Source organism: Siculibacillus lacustris (genome assembly GCF_004328075.1).
In the GTDB taxonomy this organism is placed as follows: domain Bacteria; phylum Pseudomonadota; class Alphaproteobacteria; order Rhizobiales; family Ancalomicrobiaceae; genus Siculibacillus; species Siculibacillus lacustris.
Map to the genome: position 1 here is coordinate 1 of NZ_SJFN01000044.1, position 18,599 is coordinate 18,599.

Annotated in this window: 18 protein-coding genes and 1 pseudogene; 11 read left to right on the forward strand and 8 right to left on the reverse strand. The window is 68.1% G+C overall.

Annotated elements, in window-relative coordinates:
* Positions 1-229 (forward strand): integrase core domain-containing protein (locus EYW49_RS20295; RefSeq protein WP_165498115.1); only part of this gene is annotated, 229 nt, incomplete at its 5' end.
* Positions 222-626 (forward strand): DNA polymerase family A protein, encoded by a 405-nt coding sequence (locus EYW49_RS20300; protein ID WP_131311457.1) that lies wholly within the window; start codon positions 222-224, stop codon positions 624-626. The genes EYW49_RS20295 and EYW49_RS20300, both read left to right, overlap by 8 nt.
* Before the next feature lie 661 nt (positions 627-1,287).
* Here EYW49_RS20300 and EYW49_RS20305 read toward each other — a convergent pair.
* Positions 1,288-2,985 (reverse strand): methyl-accepting chemotaxis protein, encoded by a 1,698-nt coding sequence (locus EYW49_RS20305; RefSeq protein WP_131311458.1) that lies wholly within the window; start codon positions 2,983-2,985, stop codon positions 1,288-1,290.
* Between the two features lie 608 nt (positions 2,986-3,593).
* Between EYW49_RS20305 and EYW49_RS20310 the strand changes: the two genes are divergently transcribed.
* The 5 genes from EYW49_RS20310 to arsA all read left to right on the forward strand — a co-directional run bounded on the left by EYW49_RS20310 (position 3,594) and on the right by arsA (position 7,905).
* Positions 3,594-3,914, forward strand: a complete 321-nt coding sequence (locus EYW49_RS20310) for an ArsR/SmtB family transcription factor (RefSeq protein ID WP_131311459.1) — start codon at positions 3,594-3,596, stop codon at positions 3,912-3,914.
* A gap of 117 nt (positions 3,915-4,031) precedes the next feature.
* Positions 4,032-5,282, forward strand: a complete 1,251-nt coding sequence (locus tag EYW49_RS20315) for an MFS transporter (RefSeq protein WP_131311460.1) — start codon at positions 4,032-4,034, stop codon at positions 5,280-5,282.
* Positions 5,283-5,353: 71 nt separating this feature from the next.
* Positions 5,354-5,713, forward strand: coding sequence for an ArsR/SmtB family transcription factor (locus EYW49_RS20320; RefSeq protein WP_131311461.1), 360 nt, complete (start codon positions 5,354-5,356; stop codon positions 5,711-5,713).
* Positions 5,714-5,769: 56 nt separating this feature from the next.
* Entirely contained in the window at positions 5,770-6,132 is a 363-nt protein-coding gene (gene arsD / locus EYW49_RS20325; protein ID WP_131311462.1) for an arsenite efflux transporter metallochaperone ArsD, read from the forward strand.
* Positions 6,133-6,144: 12 nt separating this feature from the next.
* Positions 6,145-7,905, forward strand: a complete 1,761-nt coding sequence (gene arsA, locus EYW49_RS20330) for an arsenical pump-driving ATPase (RefSeq protein WP_131311463.1) — start codon at positions 6,145-6,147, stop codon at positions 7,903-7,905.
* Positions 7,906-8,005: 100 nt separating this feature from the next.
* Here arsA and arsH read toward each other — a convergent pair whose 3' ends face one another.
* The 7 genes and pseudogenes from arsH to EYW49_RS20360 form a co-directional block, all read right to left on the reverse strand.
* A complete protein-coding gene (gene arsH, locus EYW49_RS20335) occupies positions 8,006-8,725 on the reverse strand; it encodes an arsenical resistance protein ArsH (RefSeq protein ID WP_131311464.1) in 720 nt (239 codons plus the stop codon).
* Entirely contained in the window at positions 8,722-9,777 is a 1,056-nt protein-coding gene (gene arsB / locus EYW49_RS20340) for an ACR3 family arsenite efflux transporter (protein WP_131311465.1), read from the reverse strand. Before arsB ends, arsH begins: the two co-directional genes overlap by 4 nt.
* 218 nt (positions 9,778-9,995) lie before the next feature.
* Positions 9,996-10,520, reverse strand: coding sequence for an arsenate reductase ArsC (locus EYW49_RS23530; protein WP_228259699.1), 525 nt, complete (start codon positions 10,518-10,520; stop codon positions 9,996-9,998).
* Between the two features lie 114 nt (positions 10,521-10,634).
* Positions 10,635-10,934, reverse strand: a pseudogene (locus EYW49_RS23535) (ArsR/SmtB family transcription factor); the annotation flags it as partial.
* A gap of 157 nt (positions 10,935-11,091) precedes the next feature.
* Positions 11,092-11,736: a trimeric intracellular cation channel family protein gene (locus tag EYW49_RS20350; protein ID WP_131311467.1), complete on the reverse strand. Its 645-nt coding sequence runs from the start codon at positions 11,734-11,736 to the stop codon at positions 11,092-11,094.
* Positions 11,727-13,028, reverse strand: a complete 1,302-nt coding sequence (locus EYW49_RS20355; RefSeq protein ID WP_228259698.1) for a tyrosine-type recombinase/integrase — start codon at positions 13,026-13,028, stop codon at positions 11,727-11,729. Before EYW49_RS20355 ends, EYW49_RS20350 begins: the two co-directional genes overlap by 10 nt.
* A 217-nt stretch (positions 13,029-13,245) precedes the next feature.
* The gene (locus EYW49_RS20360; RefSeq protein ID WP_131311468.1) at positions 13,246-13,911 is read right to left on the reverse strand and encodes a glutathione S-transferase family protein; all 666 of its coding nucleotides are present in this window, start codon (positions 13,909-13,911) and stop codon (positions 13,246-13,248) included.
* Between the two features lie 558 nt (positions 13,912-14,469).
* Here EYW49_RS20360 and EYW49_RS20365 point away from each other — a divergent pair.
* The 4 genes from EYW49_RS20365 to EYW49_RS20380 are packed head-to-tail and all read left to right on the forward strand — an operon-like array spanning position 14,470 to position 18,590.
* A complete protein-coding gene (locus EYW49_RS20365) occupies positions 14,470-15,681 on the forward strand; it encodes a trans-sulfuration enzyme family protein (protein ID WP_131311469.1) in 1,212 nt (403 codons plus the stop codon).
* Positions 15,678-16,445 (forward strand): TIGR04282 family arsenosugar biosynthesis glycosyltransferase, encoded by a 768-nt coding sequence (locus tag EYW49_RS20370; protein ID WP_131311470.1) that lies wholly within the window; start codon positions 15,678-15,680, stop codon positions 16,443-16,445. Before EYW49_RS20365 ends, EYW49_RS20370 begins: the two co-directional genes overlap by 4 nt.
* A complete protein-coding gene (locus tag EYW49_RS20375) occupies positions 16,442-17,818 on the forward strand; it encodes a hypothetical protein (protein WP_131311471.1) in 1,377 nt (458 codons plus the stop codon). The genes EYW49_RS20370 and EYW49_RS20375 overlap by 4 nt, the downstream gene beginning before the upstream one ends.
* Before the next feature lie 10 nt (positions 17,819-17,828).
* Positions 17,829-18,590: a glycosyltransferase family 2 protein gene (locus tag EYW49_RS20380; protein ID WP_131311472.1), complete on the forward strand. Its 762-nt coding sequence runs from the start codon at positions 17,829-17,831 to the stop codon at positions 18,588-18,590.
* Positions 18,591-18,599 lie beyond the last annotated feature (9 nt).

Here is an 18,599-nt window from a genome sequence, read left to right on the forward strand (position 1 = left end):
GTTCACCACGCTCGCCCAGGTCCGTGCGCTGCTCGGTCGCTGGCGTGCCGACTACAACGAAGCCCGACCGCATTCTCGGCTCGGCTGGCAGACCCCGGTCGAGTTCGCCCGCACCTTCCCGCGTCGTGAGACGGCGCTGCGCAACCCGACCAGCTCCGCGCCGTCTCCCGCCGCTCACCCCGCCCCGAAGGACAATCCCAACCGTCAGAGCGAACTCCGAATTGGATAAAACTTGGGGGCAACGTCAGTCCGACCGCGATCTCGTCTACCGCCGGATCGAACTCGTCGAGGACGAGGACGGCGGTCGGGACAACATCACTTACCTCGGGGTCAACCAGCTCACGAAGAAGTGGGGTCCCGTCCGGACCTACGGCGGGAAGATCGTCGAGAACATCACCCAGGCCGTCGCCCGAGACATCCTCGGCGACGCCCTCCTGGAGTTCGAAGATCAGGGCATCGAAACGGTTCTGACGATCCACGACGAGGCGCTGGCCGCCGCGCCGATCGCTGCGGCCGTCGCGACCCTCCGGAAGATGCTCGCCATCATGGCCCGGCCCCCAAAGTGGGCGCCGGGTCTCCCGGTCGGGGGCGCCGGGTGGATCGGCCCCCGCTACAAGAAAGCTTAGTAAATCACATGGCTATCCGGTTTACGCAGACACCAGCTACACATAGTGGGAGTACGAGCGAGATCCGTCGACCGTGGTACCGACTTGAATAGATATCGGGATAAATATTTAAGTCATATCGGCTTGTTCCGAGAGCCGATTCTTTCTGAAAAATCTTCGATGAGCGGAAGAGGCTACCCTCTCGTTGCGCTCAAAATGTCCAATACCTTTGCCCAGGTTTCATCGCTACGGACGGTGTCGACACAACGCCGTCCAGCAGGCGTTGTTCCTTCTGATGAATCCATGAAACCAGTCTCACTGAGCACCGTGACATGGATGAGAACAGTTTCATTCGAATATTCATCCGATATTGGTCGAAGCGTCCTGTTGAGTTCTCCCGTTTCCGTGTTCAATGAGATGCGTCGAACTAAACGGAAATCTCGTGGCATCGAACGCTCCTGGTTCAGAGGCGTTACAAAGATCTTGCATTCAATGATTTTGTTGTCTGGAGCGGTTACTCGTACAGATTGACACCAATGCGCTTCACTTCATAACGCCCCTGCAAGTCGATGTGGTACCAAGCCGATCAAGGTGGGGCGGAAGATCTCAACCTCTGCATCGACCGATCCCTCCGCCGGCCCGAGATTCGGGGCGTCACCCCAATTCAAAGCGCCGAATGGGATCACGCGGCCGCGAACTCCTTGACGAAGCCCTCGACCACCCGGCGCAGATCGACCGCCTGCCCAGACAGTCCGGTCGAAAGCGTCATCAACTGGGTCGAGGCCGCTCCCGTCATTTCGGCTGCCCGACCGACGCCCGAGATGTTCTGTGTCACCTGTTGGGTTCCGGTGGCCGCCTGCTGACAGTTGCGGGCGATCTCGGCGGTCGCCGCGCCCTGTTCTTCGACGGCCCCGGCGATCGCCGACGAGACATGCTTGATCTCGCCGACCACCCGCAGGATCTCGCTCATCGATGCGACACTTTCGCCCGTCGCCTTCTGAATCTCCTGAACCTTCGCCCCGATGTCACCGGTCGCCTTCGACGTCTGGTCGGCGAGTTGTTTGACCTCGGCGGCGACGACGGCGAAGCCCTTGCCGGCCTCACCCGCACGCGCCGCCTCGATCGTGGCGTTCAGTGCCAGCAGGTTGGTCTGCCCGGCGATGTCGCGGATCAGGTTGACGACGTCGCCGATCGCCGAAGCGGCGGTGGCGAGCGTCCCGATGCGGACGTTCGACGTCTCGGCCTCGGAGAAGGCGGTGTCGGCGACCCGCGCCGAGTGGCCGACCTGGGAGCCGATCTCGCGCACGGAGGCCGCCAGCTCTTCGGATGCGGCGGAGACGGTCTGAACGTTGGTGGCGGCTTCCTCGGCCGCCGCCGCGACCGCCTGAGCCTGCCGCGAGGTCTCTTCGGCGGTGGCGGAGAGGTTCTTGGCGGAGTCGGCGACCTCGCCGGACGACTGGGTGAAACTCGCGGCGAGGGCCTGCATCCGGCCGACGAAGTCGTTGGCGAGTTTCTCCCGCCGGGCGAGCGTCTGGCGTTCGATTTCCTCTCGGGCCGCCTGCTCCTGGCGCGCCTTTTCGGCGACCTGGAGTTGGCCGCGCAAAACCTCCAGCGACTTGGCGATGGCGCCGATTTCGTCACCGCGATCCGTCCCGGGGACCTGCGTCTGAAGGTCTCCGTGCCCGAGGGCCTCCATGACGCCCATCGACACCCGGATCGGAGCGACGACGCCGGTCCGAACGGCCAGGAAGGCGATGGCGAGGATGCCGAAGGTGACGACGGCGAAACCGATCAACGACACGCGCGACGTCCAAGCGGCGATGACGGTGACTTCCTGGTTCTGCTTGTCCTTGGCTGCGATCAGACGCTTGTTGAGTTCGCTGGCCGCAGCGACGAGTGCCGTGAGCTTCGGGCTGCAGGTGGCCTCCATCAGGGTCGCCACCTTGGCATTCTGAACGGGGTCCGTCGATGCATTCGCCTCACGGATCACGCCACCACACTCGCCGCTCATGAGAGCATGCAATTGGCTGACGACGCTGTCTATGTCGGATGATATCCCCGGATATGCCTTCTTCGCCGCACCGACCTCGGCTTCATAGCCGGTCACAGCGTCCTGCGTGAAGCGTGCCGCAGCTGCATTGGCCTGATCATTGTCGGCGACAATGTTCTTGTAGATCCCCAGTTGGATGGCGACAACCATTCGATTTGCTCGCGAGAGGCTGGTGCTCGCTGCAGCTGATCCGTCAATAATAGCGGTATCGAGGTCATCGACCACAGTTATTTGGTGTGTCGTGTAGGTGATACCCGTCATGCCGGCGGAGGCCAATACGAGCAGCAGGCTCACGACTTTCCAGATCATCGGCCAATTCTTGTACGACATAGTGCTCTCCACCGGGCATGTATCGCAAAATACGTGTCGTGTATAGAATTTGGACGACTCGCTGGATGACTCCGTAAGTCACCAGTTCCCCTGTGTAAAATCTGTCAACGAGCTTAATATTCGGTTAACGCAAGGTCTTTGCGTGGCGATCCGCCAATGTTACGTTACGTAATATTCTGCTGTGCCGCCTGATATTCTTGTTTGCCGGCTTTTACGCATGGCCTGGGGAGTTTTTTCTTGCGCAAGGCTGCCGCGGCACACCACCGCACGGCCTCCAGGCCTGGCCCGTTTGGGAAAGCATGCGTCTTTCAAGGGGCTTGGCAGATGAAGAAGGTCCGCTTTCAGCGCGTGCCGGCATTCGGACGATATCCCCGACCTCTCGAAGTCTGTGGGGTCGATGCCCCCGAGGAGCGCACGCCTCGGGTCGCGATGTGTGCCGACCGAGTGTCCGCTTCGGGTCGAAGACCGGGAGACGGCCGTGCATCTCCTCATACACTTTATGAAGGCACCCCCCGCCGGCGCCGAAACGTCGGCGCCGGCGGGCCATTTCTCGGGAAGGCCGCCACCCGACCCTTGACGGGCCGGCGGCGACCGGCGAGGGTATTTCGATGAAGATCGAACAAGCGGCCGGCCAATTGGAAGCGCTCGGCAATCCGACCCGTCTGCGCATCTACCGGACCCTGGTTCGGGCGGGCGAGGGCGGGCTGTCGGTGGGCCTTCTGCAGGACGAGATCGGCATCGTCGCCTCGACGCTGTCGCACCATCTCAAACGGCTGGTCGAAACCGGCCTGGTCACCCAGGAACGGCAGGCGACGACTCTGATCTGCCGCGCCCATTACCCGAGCATGAACGCGCTGATCGGCTATCTCGTCGACGAATGCTGCGCCGATGTCGGCTGCACCGCGCCGGACGGTGTATCGACCGCATGACGTCCGCGCGCTTGCTCAGAGCCCTCCGATCGCCGAAGGACAACCGATGACCGTCTGCGCATCGCGCCCCCTCCACCCGAAGGTTCGCATCGGTGCCGGGCCCGGCGAGACCTCGTCGTGAACCCGGGTCGCGAGGGCGCCGACGCCCCCGGGCCGGGTCGGTTCTTCATCACCGGTCTCGGCATCGGCCAGATCTGCTCGTGGGGTTCGCTCTATTACGCCTTTCCGCTGATCGCTGCGGCGATGTCGCGCGATCTCGGTTGGTCGAAGACGGAACTCTACGGTGCGGCGACGCTCGGATTGATCCTCGCCGGGCTCGCCGCCATGCCCGTCGGCGCGGCGATCGACCGCGGCCACGGTCGGGCGGTGATGATGCTCGGATCGATCGCCGCCGGGCTGGCGATGGTCGCCTGGTCGCAGGTCACCGGCCTCGCAGCGTTCTACGTCCTGCTCGCCGGCCTCGGGGCGCTGCAGGCGGCGACCCTCTACGATCCGGCCTTCGCCGTCGTCGCGCGGCGGATGGGGCCGACTCGGGCGCGCGCCGGCATCACCGCGCTGAGCCTGTGGGGCGGCTTCGCCTCGACGGTGTTCGTGCCCCTGGTGCAGTTTCTGCTCGATCGGATCGGCTGGCGCGACACCCTCCTGGTGCTCGGGGCGATCAATCTGATCGTCTGCGCCGGGCTCAATGCCGCGGTGATCGATCGGCACGAGGCCCCGTCTGCGTCCCCTCCCGGGCCGACCCCTGCCGCTCGCAGCCCGTCCGATTCGGGCCTCGCCGTCTTGCTGCGGGAGCCGACCTTCTGGGCCCTGGCGATCGCCTTCACGGCCTTCGCCGCGACCTTCTCGGCCTTCACCTACCACCTCTATCCCTTGCTGTTGGAGCGCGGCTTCGCCAGCACCGACGTGGTCGCGGCGATGATGATCATCGGGCCGATGCAGGTCGGCGGTCGCATCGCCATCTGGGTGCTGGCCCGGGCGGCGCCGGTGAGCACCATCGGCTCGGTGGTCGTGCTGGGGTTTCCGCTGGCGCTGGTCGCGCTCGCAGCGCTGCCGCCGAGCTTCGCCGTGGTCGCCTTCGTCGCCGCGCTCTATGGCGCGGCCAACGGCATCATGACCATCGTCCGCGGCCTGGCGGTGCCCGAGATGCTGACGCGCCGCGCCTATGGCGCGATCAACGGCGCCCTGTCGGCGCCGGCGACGATCGCCCGCGCCGTCGCGCCGCTCGGCGCGGCGCTGATCTGGTCGGCGACCGGGTCCTACGACGGCGTACTCGTCGCGGCGATCGGCGGCAGTCTGGTCTTCGCCTTCGGCTTCTGGGGAGCGGGCTGGTTGTCGCGCCCCTACCGCCGCCGCCTGTCCGCGCCGTGACCGCGGCATTCGCCGGCGTGTCCGGTCTCGAGGTGCTTTCAATTGTTCAAGTATTGTTGTAGCGTTGAAGCATGGAACTCGAAACCGCCACCCGCCTGTTCGAATCGCTGTCGTCCGGCGTCCGCCTCAAGGTGTTCCGCCTGCTGGTGCAGGCCGGATCCTCGGGCATGGTCGCGGGCAAGATCGCCGAGACCCTCGATCTTCCGGCGACCAACCTCTCCTTCCACCTCAAGGCGCTCGCTCAGGCGGGCCTGATCCGGGCGGACCAGGAGGGGCGGTTCCAGCGTTACCGCGCCAACATTGCGCTGATGTCCGATCTGATCGGCTACCTCACCGAGGAATGTTGCGGCGGCGACCCCTCGCAGTGCGGCGATCTCGGTGGGGTGTCCTGCGCCGAGCGCGAAAGTCCGTCTCCGCCCGGCCGAGGCTGACGGCGGCGCGGCCGCAGACTCGTGTCCAAAACTTCAATCATCCATGGAGTATTGAAATGGCCAGTCTTCAAGTCTTCGATCCGGCGCTGTGCTGCAGCACCGGCGTGTGCGGCTCCGAGGTCGACCAGGCGCTGGTCACCTTCAGTGCCGATGTCGACTGGGCGAAGCAGAGCGGCGGCGCCATCGAGCGCTTCAACCTCGCCCAGCAGCCGATGGCTTTTGCGGAAAACGCCACGGTGAAGCGGTATCTGGAGCTGTCGGGCGAAGCGGCATTGCCGCTCCTGCTGCTCGACGGGCAGATCGTGCTCGCCGGCCGCTACCCGAGCCGCGACGAACTCGGCCGTTGGTTGGGTCTGAAGGCCGCCGCGCCGGTCAAGGCGGCGAGCGGTTGCTGCTCCGGTCGGACGTCCTGTGGTTGAGTGGGTGGCCTCATGCAATTCCTCGATTCACCGCCGCCCTTCCTGTTCTTCACCGGCAAGGGCGGTGTCGGCAAGACGTCGATCGCCTGCGCCACGGCGCTGCATCTGGTGAGCCTCGGTCGCAAGGTTCTGTTGGTCAGCACCGATCCGGCGTCGAACGTCGGGCAGGTCTTCGGCCAGACGATCGGCAACCGGATCACCGAGATCGCCGGAGTTCCCGGTCTCTGCGCTCTCGAGATCGATCCGCAGGCGGCGGCGGCCGCCTATCGCGAGAAGATCGCCGGGCCGGTGCGCGGCGTGCTGCCGGACAGCGTCGTCCGAGGCATCGAGGAACAGCTCTCCGGCGCCTGCACGACCGAGATCGCGGCCTTCGACGAGTTCACCGCTCTCCTCACCGACCGGGCGATCCGAACCGCTCACGATCACGTCGTCTTCGATACCGCGCCGACCGGTCACACCATTCGTCTCCTGCAACTCCCCGGCGCCTGGACCGGCTTTCTCGAGGCGGGCAAGGGCGATGCGTCGTGCCTCGGGCCGCTGGCGGGCCTCGACAAGCAGCGCGATCGCTATGGCCGAGCGGTGGAGGCGCTGGCCGATCCGACGCAGACCCGACTGGTTCTGGTCGCCCGCGCCCAGGACTCGGCGCTGGGGGAAGTGGCCCGCACCCATGGTGAACTCGATGCGATCGGGCTCTGCGACCAATATCTGGTGGTGAACGGCGTGATGCCGGCCGATGGGGCGGAAGGCGACGCGGTCGCCGGCGCCATCCGCCGACGCGAGCAGGCGGCGCTTCGCGACCGGCCCGACGTGTTGCGCCACCTGCCGATCGACGAAGTGTCGCTCAAACCCTTCGACATGGTCGGGCTGGAGGCCTTGCGGACGCTGTTTGCGCCTTCGATTCCCGCAGCCGATCTCCCGGCGACCGGCGACCTCGCCGCCTTCGCCGCGCCGCGGCTGTCGAGTCTCGTCGATGCCATCGCCGCCGACGGTCCCGGGTTGGTGATGCTGATGGGCAAGGGCGGCGTCGGCAAGACCACGCTGGCCGCAGCGATCGCCGTGGCACTGGCCGAGCGCGGCCATCCGGTCCACCTGTCGACCTCCGATCCCGCCGCCCATCTGGCGGAAACCCTGGACGGGAGCCTCGCGAACCTCACGGTCGGCCGGATCGACCCCCATGTCGAATCCGAACGCTATCGCCGACAGGTTCTGGAGACCCGGGGGGGCGCCCTCGACGCCCAAGGACGGGCGCTGCTCGAGGAGGATCTACGCTCGCCGTGTACCGAAGAAATCGCGGTGTTCCAGGCTTTTTCGCGGGTGATCGGGCGAGCGGACGCCGAGTTCGTGGTCATGGACACCGCGCCGACCGGCCACACCCTTTTGTTGCTCGACGCCACCGGCGCCTATCACCGAGAAGCGCAGCGACAGGCGAAGGGAAGCCTCGCCCCCGCGCTCACGCCGCTGATGCGGCTGCGCGACGGGCGGCGCACCAAGGTCATCCTGGTCACGCTCGCCGAAACCACCCCGATCCTCGAGGCGACCGAGCTGCAGGCCGATCTGCGGCGCGCCGGCATCGAACCGTGGGCATGGATCGTCAACGACTGCGTGGCGGCGGCGGTGCCGACCTCGGCGCTCCTGCGGCGGCGGGCTCGCAACGAGATCGCGGCGATCGGTCGCCTCTCGGCGATCGGCGTGGCGCGCCGTGCGATCGTGCCGCTCCAGCTCGCGGAGCCGACCGGGATCGACGGCCTGAGCGGTCTCTCGGGCGCTGCCTGACGTCGCGGCGGAGCGATCCATTTGATACGCAGACCGGGGCCGACGTTTCGTCGACCCCGGTCGAATCGACCATCGTCGGACCCGGGTGATGCGGGAGGCGTCACCTCACGCTCGAGAGCTTCAGGCGTGCCTCGAGTGTCTCCGCCGCTTCCTTGCGTTCGCTGTAGCGGCTGGTGAGGTCGTCGGACCGGTCGCAGGTCCAGCGCGTGAACTCGACCCGTTCCTCCATCACGTCGACGACGCGGTCGTAGTCGGAGGACGGGCGCATGCGGCCGGCCTCGTCGAAATCCTCGAAGCCCTTGGCGACCGAGGACCGATTGGGAGTGGTCACCATCCACATCCAGCGGCCGAGAATGCGCATCTGATCGACGGCATCGAAGGACTGCGACCCGCCGCAGACCTGCATCGAGGCCGGCGCCCGCCCCTGCGTCGGCCGAAGGGCGCCGAGCGCCAACGGGACCCAGTCGATCTGCGCCTCGAGTACGGCGCTCATCGCGCCGTGGCGTTCCGGGCTGGTCCAGACCTGTCCCTCCGACCACGTCATCGCGTCGCGGAGTTCCCGGACCGTCGGGTGGTCGACAGTCGCGCCGTCCGGCAGCGGCAGATCGGTGAGGTCATGGACCCGTGTCTCCGCACCGAAGTGCCGCAGGAGCCGTTCGGCCTCGAACGTCGGCAAGCGACTGTAGGAACGCTCCCGCAGCGAGCCGAAGAGCAACAGGATGCGCGGCGGATGCGACGACGGCGCCGCGACCTGCAGCTTGTCGAGGCCGGGGACTTCGAGACCGTCGTCCTCGATATTGGGCAGGTCACCGGCGATCATCCGACGGCCTCCGTCGCACGGCGCACTGCGGTGTCGCCTTCGTACCAACCCTTGGAGCGGTTGACGATCCACACCACCGACAACATCACCGGCACCTCGATCAGCACGCCGACCACCGTCGCCAGCGCCGCCCCCGAGTGGAAACCGAACAGCGAGATCGCCGCGGCGACCGCCAGTTCGAAGAAATTCGAGGCGCCGATCAGCGCCGACGGGCCGGCGACGCAATGGGCTTCGCCGGTCACCCGGTTGAGCAGATAGGCCAGCCCCGCATTGAAATAGACCTGGATCAGGATCGGCACCGCGAGGAGCCCGATCACCGTCGGCTGGGCGATGATCGCGCCGCCCTGGAAGCCGAACAGCAGGGCCAGTGTGGCGAGCAGCGCCACCAGCGACAGCGGCTGCAGATGCGCGAGCACCGTCGCCAAGCGCGCTTCGCCGCCCTGGGCGATCAGATGGCGGCGCAGGATCTGCGCGGCGATCACCGGCACCACGATGTAGAGCACCACCGACAGCACCAGCGTATCCCACGGCACGGTGATCGCCGACAGCCCGAGCAGGAAGGCGACGATCGGCGCGAAGGCGAAGATCATGATGGCGTCGTTGAGCGCCACCTGGGACAGGGTGAAATGCGGCTCGCCCTTGGTCAGGTTCGACCACACGAACACCATCGCGGTGCAGGGCGCGGCGGCGAGGAGGATCAGGCCGGCGATGTAACCGTCGATCTGCGCCGCCGGCAACAGCGGCCAGAACAGGTGACCGACGAACAGCCACGCCAGCGCCGCCATCGAGAACGGCTTGACCGCCCAATTGACGAACAGGGTCACGCCGATGCCGCGCCAATGTTCCTTGACCCGGCCGAGCGCCGCGAAGTCGATCTTGATCAACATCGGCACGATCATCGCCCAGATCAGGACGGCCATGGGCAGATTGACCTTGGCCACCTCGGCGGCGCCGATCAGCAGGAAGACGCTCGGCACGAAATGCCCGAAGGCGATGCCGACGACGATGCACAGCGCGACCCACAGGGGCAGACACCGTTCGAAGGTGGACAATACGGAACTCCTCAGCCGTTCGCGACGCGTCGGCCCTCGGTGTCGATGACCAATTCGCCGTCTTCCTTGGCGAAGGCGGTCATCGCGGCGGCGGGGGCTTCAGGGATGCGGTCCCGGCGCGCGCCCGGGCGGGCGGATCGACGCCGGGACGTCGCGCGAGACTCACCTTCGGGTGGTGCGGATTCGGACGGAGCGGAACGACGAGGTCGGGCCCGGCTTCACGTCACGTCGACGCGCGAGGTGGCGCCCGCGAGCCGGCCGATGTCGCGCAGGCGGTTGCCGAGCGCCAGCCGGTCGATGCTGGCGATCGGCAGGGCGGTGAAGGCCGAGATCCGGTTCCTGAGGTAGCGGAAGGCGGCGTTGAAGGCGGTTTCCTTGGCGATGTCGGTGCCCTCGACCGCCGCCGGGTCTTCGATCCCCCAATGGGCGGTCATCGGCTGCCCCGGCCACACCGGGCAGGCCTCGCCGGCGGCGCTGTCGCAGACCGTGAAGACGAAATCCATCACCGGCGCGCCCGGCACGGCGAACTCTTCCCAACCCTTGGAGCGGAATCCGTCGGTCGGGTAGTCGGACCGCGCGAGCACTTTCAGGGCGAAGGGGTTGATCACCCCCTTGGGCCGGCTGCCCGCGGAGAAGGCGGCGAAGCGGCCGGCGCCGTCGTGGCGCAGGATGCTCTCGGCGAGGATCGAGCGCGCGGTGTTGCCGGTGCACAGGAACAGGACGTTGTAGATGCGGTCGGGCATGGCGGGCTCCTCGGCGTTGCGGGGATCGGTCGAACGGTCGGGCGTGAGGGCGGCGCAGACCTCGGGGTTGCCGCAGCAGCAGTCCTTGGTCAGGAAATCGGCGAGCGCGCGCACGCTCCCGACCCGGGCGCGGTAGATGATCGAGCGGCTGCGCCGTTCCGGTTCGATCAATCCGGCGCGGGTCAGCACCGCCAGATGGGTCGACAGGGTGTTCTGCGGTACGGCGAGGCGACGCGCGATCTCGCCGGCCGCCAGCCCGCCGGGCTCGAATCCCATCAGCAGCCGAAAGACGTCGAGCCGCGTCGATTGGGACAGCGCCGCGAAGGCGAGGAGGGCATTTGTTGATTCCATGTATCGACGATAATCGATATATGGACGGAAATGCAAGCCGCACTCTCGCGGGGTCGCCGACATCTCGTGGCCGGGCTTTCCGGGGCGAGCCCTTCGCGATCCGGGTTCAGGCCCCTCCCGCGATCCCGACAGGGCCGGCGGTGTCGGCACCGGCGCCGGCGGCGCGATTGCCGATCGGCGCCGCTCGACCCGGCGCCGACGGGCGCACCGACCGGTCCCGTCAGCGCTCGTGCGGGTCCTGGTCGATTCCCTCGTCGGGGCGGCGTGGCTGCGGCTGCGGCAGGTTCCAGTCGTACTTCATCGCGACGAGCCGCAAAGTGGTCGCGGCGAGGGCACCGATCGGCGCGGTCAACGTGTCGGGCAGCCCCAGTGCGTCGCCGATCGCCACCACGGAGGCGCCGGCGAGCGCCGCCACGGCGTAGATCTCCTTGCGCAGCACCATCGGCGTCTGCGCCGTGAGGATGTCGCGGCCGATGCCGCCGCCGATCGCCGACATCATGCCGAGGAGGGCGGCTATCGGCGGCGAAAGCCCCGCGTCGAGGGCCTTGCGGGTGCCCACCACGGCATAGAAGCCGAGGCCGATCGCGTCGAACACGGCGACGGGGGCGGCGAGCCGGGCGATCGGCCGATAGGCCAGCGAACAGGCTACGCCGGCGAGACACGCAATGGCCGCGTAGTGCCAGGTGGCGATCGCCATCGGCGGAACCGTGCCGATCAGCAGGTCGCGGACGATGCCGCCGGAGGTCGAGGCGACGAAGGCCAGGAAGACGATGCCGAAGGGATCGAGGCGGCGCTCGACCGCCCGGGTGCCGCCGCTCAGCGCGAACGCGAAGGAACCGACGAGGTCGAGGAGCGTCAGGAACATGAAACGGACCTCAACTTGGCGGGGGCCGAGGGCGCGAGCGGTACGAGTGCTCGGCGGGCGAGGTCTTCCGTGGCGTCGAGCACGTAGGCCGAATGGGGGCGCTCGATCATCGCCGTGCTCGTATCGTGACGCGCCGCGACAATACGAACCGGGACGTTCGCACGCAGTGCCCAGGCGATCGAAGAGTGTCGAAGGGCATAGGGGCCGGTGTCCTCCGGGACACCGGCTGTCGCGACGGCGGTCTTCCACGGTCGCGTCATCTCGGCAGCGGCGGTCCGGGCGCCGCGCGATACCGGGCGCCGATCTGCCGGGCCGACCTGCTCGTGGCGCCACCGCTCCAGAAGCGGCTCGTGACCCTTGCGCCCGACCAGAGCCGGCCTCGGGCGTTCGAGGACCTCGTCGCCCATCGGAACGGCGACCTTCGGCTTTGCGCGGGTCGTGCGCCCCTTCTGAGCCGGCGGGACCATGATGCGTCCGGCCTGAACCTGCACGTCGGCGACGGTGGCCTTGGCGATCTGCGAAAAGCGAGCGCCGGTCGCGGCCGGCAGCAGGACGAGCCGCCCGAAGTCGCCGTGCCGATCTGCGCCGAACGCCGCCTCGACGATGCTGCGCACGTCCGCGTCTGCCGGGATCTGGCGCCGTGCATCGGTTGCATCGGGGATAGCCCGAGTTCCGATCTCGATCTCGATGGGAATGTGCCCTGGTAGCTGGCGCCGGTGCACCTCGACCGCGGCGTCGAGTGCGGCGCGAAGGTCGTTCAGGAGGCGATCGATGGTCGAGGGCGCTGGAGAGACCGTGGGCGGACGTCCCCGGCGCTCGGTGGGGTCCTCCGTGTCCGCAGCTGGGGCCCGTATTCCGAGCCCCTTGCGCCGGTTCAGGATCGCCGTCGCGACAGTCGGGTCTCCGGGACGACTTTCCGCCTGCTGTGCTTCGATCGCCGACGGCCGCTCGCGCGCCCGGGCGAGGGCCCGGGTGACACCCTGAGAGTCGGAGAACGCGTCCGGCCCGGAACCTTCATCGTCGGCCGTACCGAGACGCTCTTCGAGCCTCGTTCCGTTCAACGCCGTCTTCGCGACCCAGGCCCCGGGCCCCTCGGCCCTGCGACGATCGCCGAGGGTGACGCCGCCACGCGAACCGGCGATGCCCGCCCCCCGACAGGGGTTGCGGTTCGGCTCGAGCCCAGCGCGTTTCGCGGGGGTGTCGATCGTGGTGCTCGGTGTCCGGGACATCGTTCGGTTCGCCTCGAAATTCCGTCTCACACAGCGTCTCACACCGACGACGTTGACGAACATGTACTGATTTTGTTGAAAAATATGGGCTTTCGAGTGTCGCGGTGGTCAAGAAATTCGATCACTCAACCCTCTCACGGCGAAAACAGGGGTTCGATTCTTTTCGGGAGTGCCATTTCTTCCGACATCCGGCCGATTGCGTAAACCCGTCCCGACGGGCGTTTCGGCGTGGCCGCGTGCGGTCCGGCATCCCGCCCGTCCTCTCGAGCCGGCGTCCGGATCAGCCATCGTAGGCGACGCCGAGGGCGCGGAAGGTCGCGAGCGCGGTCGCGCGCTCGGCCACCGCCCGCCGCACGTGCGGACGTTCGGCGACGAAGGCGAGATAGGCCGCCGCCGCCGGCAGATGGCGCGCGAGCAGATCCTCGCCATAGACCTCGAGGGTCGCGCTGCGCACGTAGTCGAGATGGACATAGGCGACACAGTCGGCGGCGGTGAAGGTCGCGCCGAAGACGAACGGTGAGAAGCTCGCCAACCGCCCCACCGCCTCCAACCCGGCCGCCAGCTTGTCGCGTACCTCGCGCCGGATCTCCTCCGACACTTCGCCGCCGAAGAACGCCTGTTTGTAGAGGCGCCGGTTGACCCATTCGACGTTCAGTTCCAGGTGCTGGATCAGTTCCCGGCATTTGGCACGAGCGAAGGCGCCGGCCGGATAGAGCGGCGTTTCGGGGTGCGCGTCCTCCAGGTAGTCGAGGATGACCTGCGATTCCGACAGACTGCCGTGCTCGGTTTCGACATAGGGGATGCGGCCGAGCGGCGACGAATCCCTGAACGCGTCGCGCTCCCAGGGGTAGATGGTCTTTTCATCGAAGGCGATGTTCTTCTCCAGCAGGACGATCTTGAGCTTGTTGTAATAGTTGCTGACGCCGAAGCCGCAGAGCGTGATCATCGATTCAATCCCCTTTTTCAAATGTCGTCGGTCGTTGCGTCCTTCGATCTCGATCGTGTCCGGCGGCCGGTCGCCGTCGTGCCGGTCGGATGACCCCTTCCGAATTTCGGGAGGGCGGTTCCCGGGCGGGCCGGCTGTCGCCCTCTCCCGATCCGGCCTAGCTTGTCCTCAGCCCGGTCCGAGCGACCGAGCGGAGCGGCGAACCGCTCGCAGCCTTCGAACGCCGGCGGGATCCTCCCGCGACGAGCGGTCCTGGACGACCTCGCCCACGGCCAACCCTCGACAGTCCATTCGCTTCCCCTAGGGAAAACGTTACAGGCGTGCGGGCGTCGGCCGGTCGGTCGGCGGCGCTTCCGCGAGGTTCGCGGACACGCGTTCGTGATCGCGCATTCCCGGTTGCCGCAGCGGCGCCTGTAACGTTTCGCAGTGCGGCAACGAAAGTCCCGATGACGGCAGGGCATGCCGGCCCGATCGCATCGGGGACACGTGCCCAACGCCCGACCATCGCCTGAAACTCGTCACGTCGCCGCCCATGGGGTGGTGTGCGAAGGAGCCCCCATGGACGCGAAACCCGGTGCGGAGCTGCGCCTGCGAACGCAGGCGGTGCAGATGCCGATGGGGCACGATGCCCCCCGCAACGGCCTGGTCGGGTCGATCCACCTGTCGACCACCTACACCCGGGACGAGAGCTACGCCTACGCCTCCGATCACGTCTATGGCCGCGCCGACAACCCGACCCTGCGCCAGACCGAAGCCTCGGTCGCGGCGATGGAGCGGGCTTGGTCGGCGATGCTGTTCGGCTCCGGCATGTCGGCGGCGATCGCGGTGATCATGGCGCTCGACCGGCCGTCGCACGTGATCGCCACGGCGTCGATGTACTATGGCCTCAAGCGCTGGCTCGCCGGCATCGGCCGCTTCGGCCACACCATCGCCTTCGTCGACACCACCGATCTCACAGCTCTCGCGGCCTCCATCGACGCGCGGCCGCCCGATCTGGTGTGGATCGAGACGCCGAGCAATCCCCTGTGGCGGATCACCGACATCGCCGCGGTGGCGCGGCTGGCCCATGCGGTCGGCGCGGTGGTCTGCGTCGATTCCACCGTGGCGACGCCGGTGTTCACCCGGCCGATCGACTACGGCGCCGACCTCGTGATGCATTCGGCGACCAAATATCTCAACGGCCATTCCGACGTCAGCGCCGGGGTGCTCGCCGCGGCGCGGCCGAGCGACTTGTGGAGCCGCATCGCCGAGGCGCGCGCCGACCAGGGCACCGGCCTCGGCGCCTTCGACGCCTGGCTGCTCGCCCGCGGCCTGCGCACGTTGGCCATCCGGGTGAAGGCCCAGGCGGCCAGCGCCGCGACGCTCGCCCGGCGCCTCGTCGCCCATCCGGCGGTCGCCGAGGTGCTCTATCCGGGCCTGCCCGACCATCCCGACCACGCGGTGGCGCTGCGCCAGATGACCGGCGGGTTCGGCGGCATGCTGTCGATCCGCTTGGCCAACGCCGACGCGGCGCTGGCGGTCGCCGGACGGGTGCGGCTGTGGCGCTGCGCCACCTCGCTCGGCGGCGTCGAGAGCCTGATCGAACACCGCGCCTCGATGGAGGGGGCCGGGCCGTTCTGCCCCGACGATCTCCTGCGCCTGTCGGTCGGCATCGAAGATCCCGACGACCTGTGGGCCGACCTCGACAGCGCCCTGCACGGGCTCGGCGCCGTCGACGCGCCCGACGATCCAATCCGCGTTTCCCCGACCGAACGAGGAGTTGCCCCATGACCACCGCCGCCGTCGCGATCATCTGCAAGACCCCGGAAGCGGGCAAGTCGAAGACCCGCCTGTCGCCGCCGTTGACGCCGGCGCAATGCGCCGAGCTGTCGGCCTGTTTCATCCGCGATCTCGCGGCCAATCTCGCCGATCTCGCCGCCGACGGACGGGTGGTGGGCCATGCGCTCTACACCCCGGCGGGCAGCGAAGCGCGGCTGTCGCGGCTGCTGCCGACGCCGTTCGGCCTGGTGCTGCAGAGCGACGGCGATCTCGGCGCCCGGCTCGACGCCGGCATCCGCGATCTGCTGGCGCTCGGCCACGGCGCGGCGATCATCGTCAGCTCCGACAGCCCGACCTTGCCGCGCGCTTCTTTCGCGGCGGCCGTCGACCGGCTCCTGGCCGAGGACTGCGTGGTGCTGTGTCCGGCGCTCGACGGCGGCTACACCTTCATCGGCCTGTCGCGGCCGCATCCCGAACTCTTCGCCGACATGCCGTGGAGCACCGCCGACGTCCATCGCCTGACCGTCGAACGGGCGCGGGCGATCGGCCTCACCGTCCACGAAGTGCCGATGTGGTACGACGTCGACGATCGCGAGACGCTGGCGGTGTTGCGCGCCGATCTCGCCGGCGAACCGCTGCCGTTCGCCTGCGACGGTGCCGCGCGGATGCCGGCACCGACCACCGCCGCCTGGCTCGCCCGGCTCGACGATTCCGCGACGCCCGCCTTCGCCCCGGCCTTCGTCGCCACCCCCGCCGAGCGGCGGGTCGCCCGATGAGCCGCCTCGTCCTCCTCGCCCTGCTCGGTCTGGTGATGATCGCGCTCACCGCGGCCGCCCCTTGGGCCTTCGAGGTCCATCGCGAATCCGGCTTCGTCCTGGTGATGATGGCGACCGGGATCGTCGCACTCGTCGCCTCGTTGGTGATCCGTGGCGCGCCGGAAGGCGCGGCGCTGGCGATCGTCGTCGCGGTGGCGGTGGTGGTGCGGGTGCTGGCCATGGCCGAGCCGCCGCTCTTGTCCTCCGACGTCTATCGCTACGTCTGGGACGGCCGTGTCCAGGGCGCCGGGATCAATCCGTTCCGCTACATCCCGGCCGATCCGGCGCTCGCGTCCCTGCGCGACACCGCGATCTTCCCGAACATGAACCGCGCCGACTATGCCCGGACCGCCTATCCGCCGGTCGCGCAGATGTTCTTCTTCCTGGCGACGCGGTTTGCCGACACGCTCGACGCGATGCGGCTGGCGCTGGTCGCCTGTGAGATCGGCATCGTCGCGGCACTCCTGGTGCTGTTGCGGCGGCTCGAGCGGCCGCGGTCGCTGATCGTCGCCTATGCTTGGCATCCGCTGGCGATCTGGGAGATCGCCAATGCCGGCCATGCCGATGCGCTGATGGCGATGCTGGCGGTCGCCGGCGTGCTGCTGCTGGTGCTGCGGCGGCGGGTGCTCGGGGCGCTGGTGGTCGCCTGCGGGGTGTTGGTCAAGCCCTATGCGATCGTGCTGCTGCCGATCTTCTGGCGGCCGTGGGAGTTGCGCGCGCCGCTGCTCGTCCTGTCGCTGGTGGCGATCCTCTACCTGCCCTACATCGGCGTCGGCACCGACGTGCTCGGCTTCGTGCCCGTGTACATTCACCAGGAAGGTTTCGTCGACGGCGGCGGGTTCTGGCTGGTGGCCCTGGCGCGGGCGCTCTTCGGCAATCGGCCGGGGATTCTCGAAGCCTATCTGGCGATCGCGGTGATCTCCCTCGGCCTCGGCGCGCTCCACGTGCTGCGCCGGCCGGCCTTCTACCCGCCGCGCGAGCAGGTCCGCGACGCGGTGATGCTGCTGCTGGTCGGCCTGTTCTTCCTGTCGCCGAACTACCCCTGGTACTACTTGGCGCTGGTGCCCTTCGTGTCGCTCCTCGACGGCGGCATCCTGTGGGTCGCCACCCTGTCGGCGACGCTGCTGCACGTGTGGTGGCCGACTCCCGACGATCAGGTCACCCGCTTCCTGATCTGGAAGACGGTGATGAACGGCGCCTGGATCGCCGCGCTGGTCGGCACCTGGCTGATCGAACGCGGCCGCCATGTGCTCGAGGCCCGCGCCGCCGCCCATTCGAGCGCGGCGACCGGCCCGCTTGGTCCCCTGTCCGCTTCCCTTCCCCGCGAGTCCTGAGGAGATCCCCATGCGCTTTCCATCCGGCGACGAAATCGTTCGCGTGGTCCTGCCCTGTCTCGACGAAGAGGCGGCGATCGGTCCCCTGGTCGCGGAGATCCTGGCGGTCGGGGTCGACGAGGTGATCGTCGTCGACAACGGCTCGACCGACCGCACCGCCGAAGTGGCGCGGGCCGCCGGCGCCCGCGTCGTGTCGGAGCCGCGGCGCGGCTACGGCCGGGCCTGCGCCGCCGGCGTCGCGGCGCTGCCGGCCGATACCGGCATCGTCTGTTTCCTCGACGGCGACGGCAGCGACGTGCCGGCGTTCATTCCCGAGATCGTCGGGGCGATCGCCCGCGGGCGGGCGGATTTCGTGATGGGGTCGCGGCTGACCGGCCGGCGCGAGAGTGGCAGCCTGACGCCGCAGCAAGTGGTCGCCGGGCGGATCGCCGGCGTCCTAATCCGGCTGGTCTACGGCGTGACATTCACCGACATGTCGCCGTTCCGGGCGATGCGGCCGCAGCGGCTCGCCGCGCTCGGCATGACCGAGGCGACCTACGGCTGGAACCTCGAAATGCAGATGCGCGCCGCCGCGGCGGGGCTGCGGATCGCCGAGCCGCCGGTCGATCATCGTCGCCGGCGCGGCGGGGTCTCGAAAGTGTCGGGCAATGCGATCGCGGGCCTGCGCGCCGCGTTCAAGATCACCACCACCTTCCTGCGCCTGTGGCGCGAGCTCGCCCCCGCGCCCCGAACGCGTTCGATCGATGCCGCCCGCCGCGAAACCCGTTCCTGAGAGGATCGA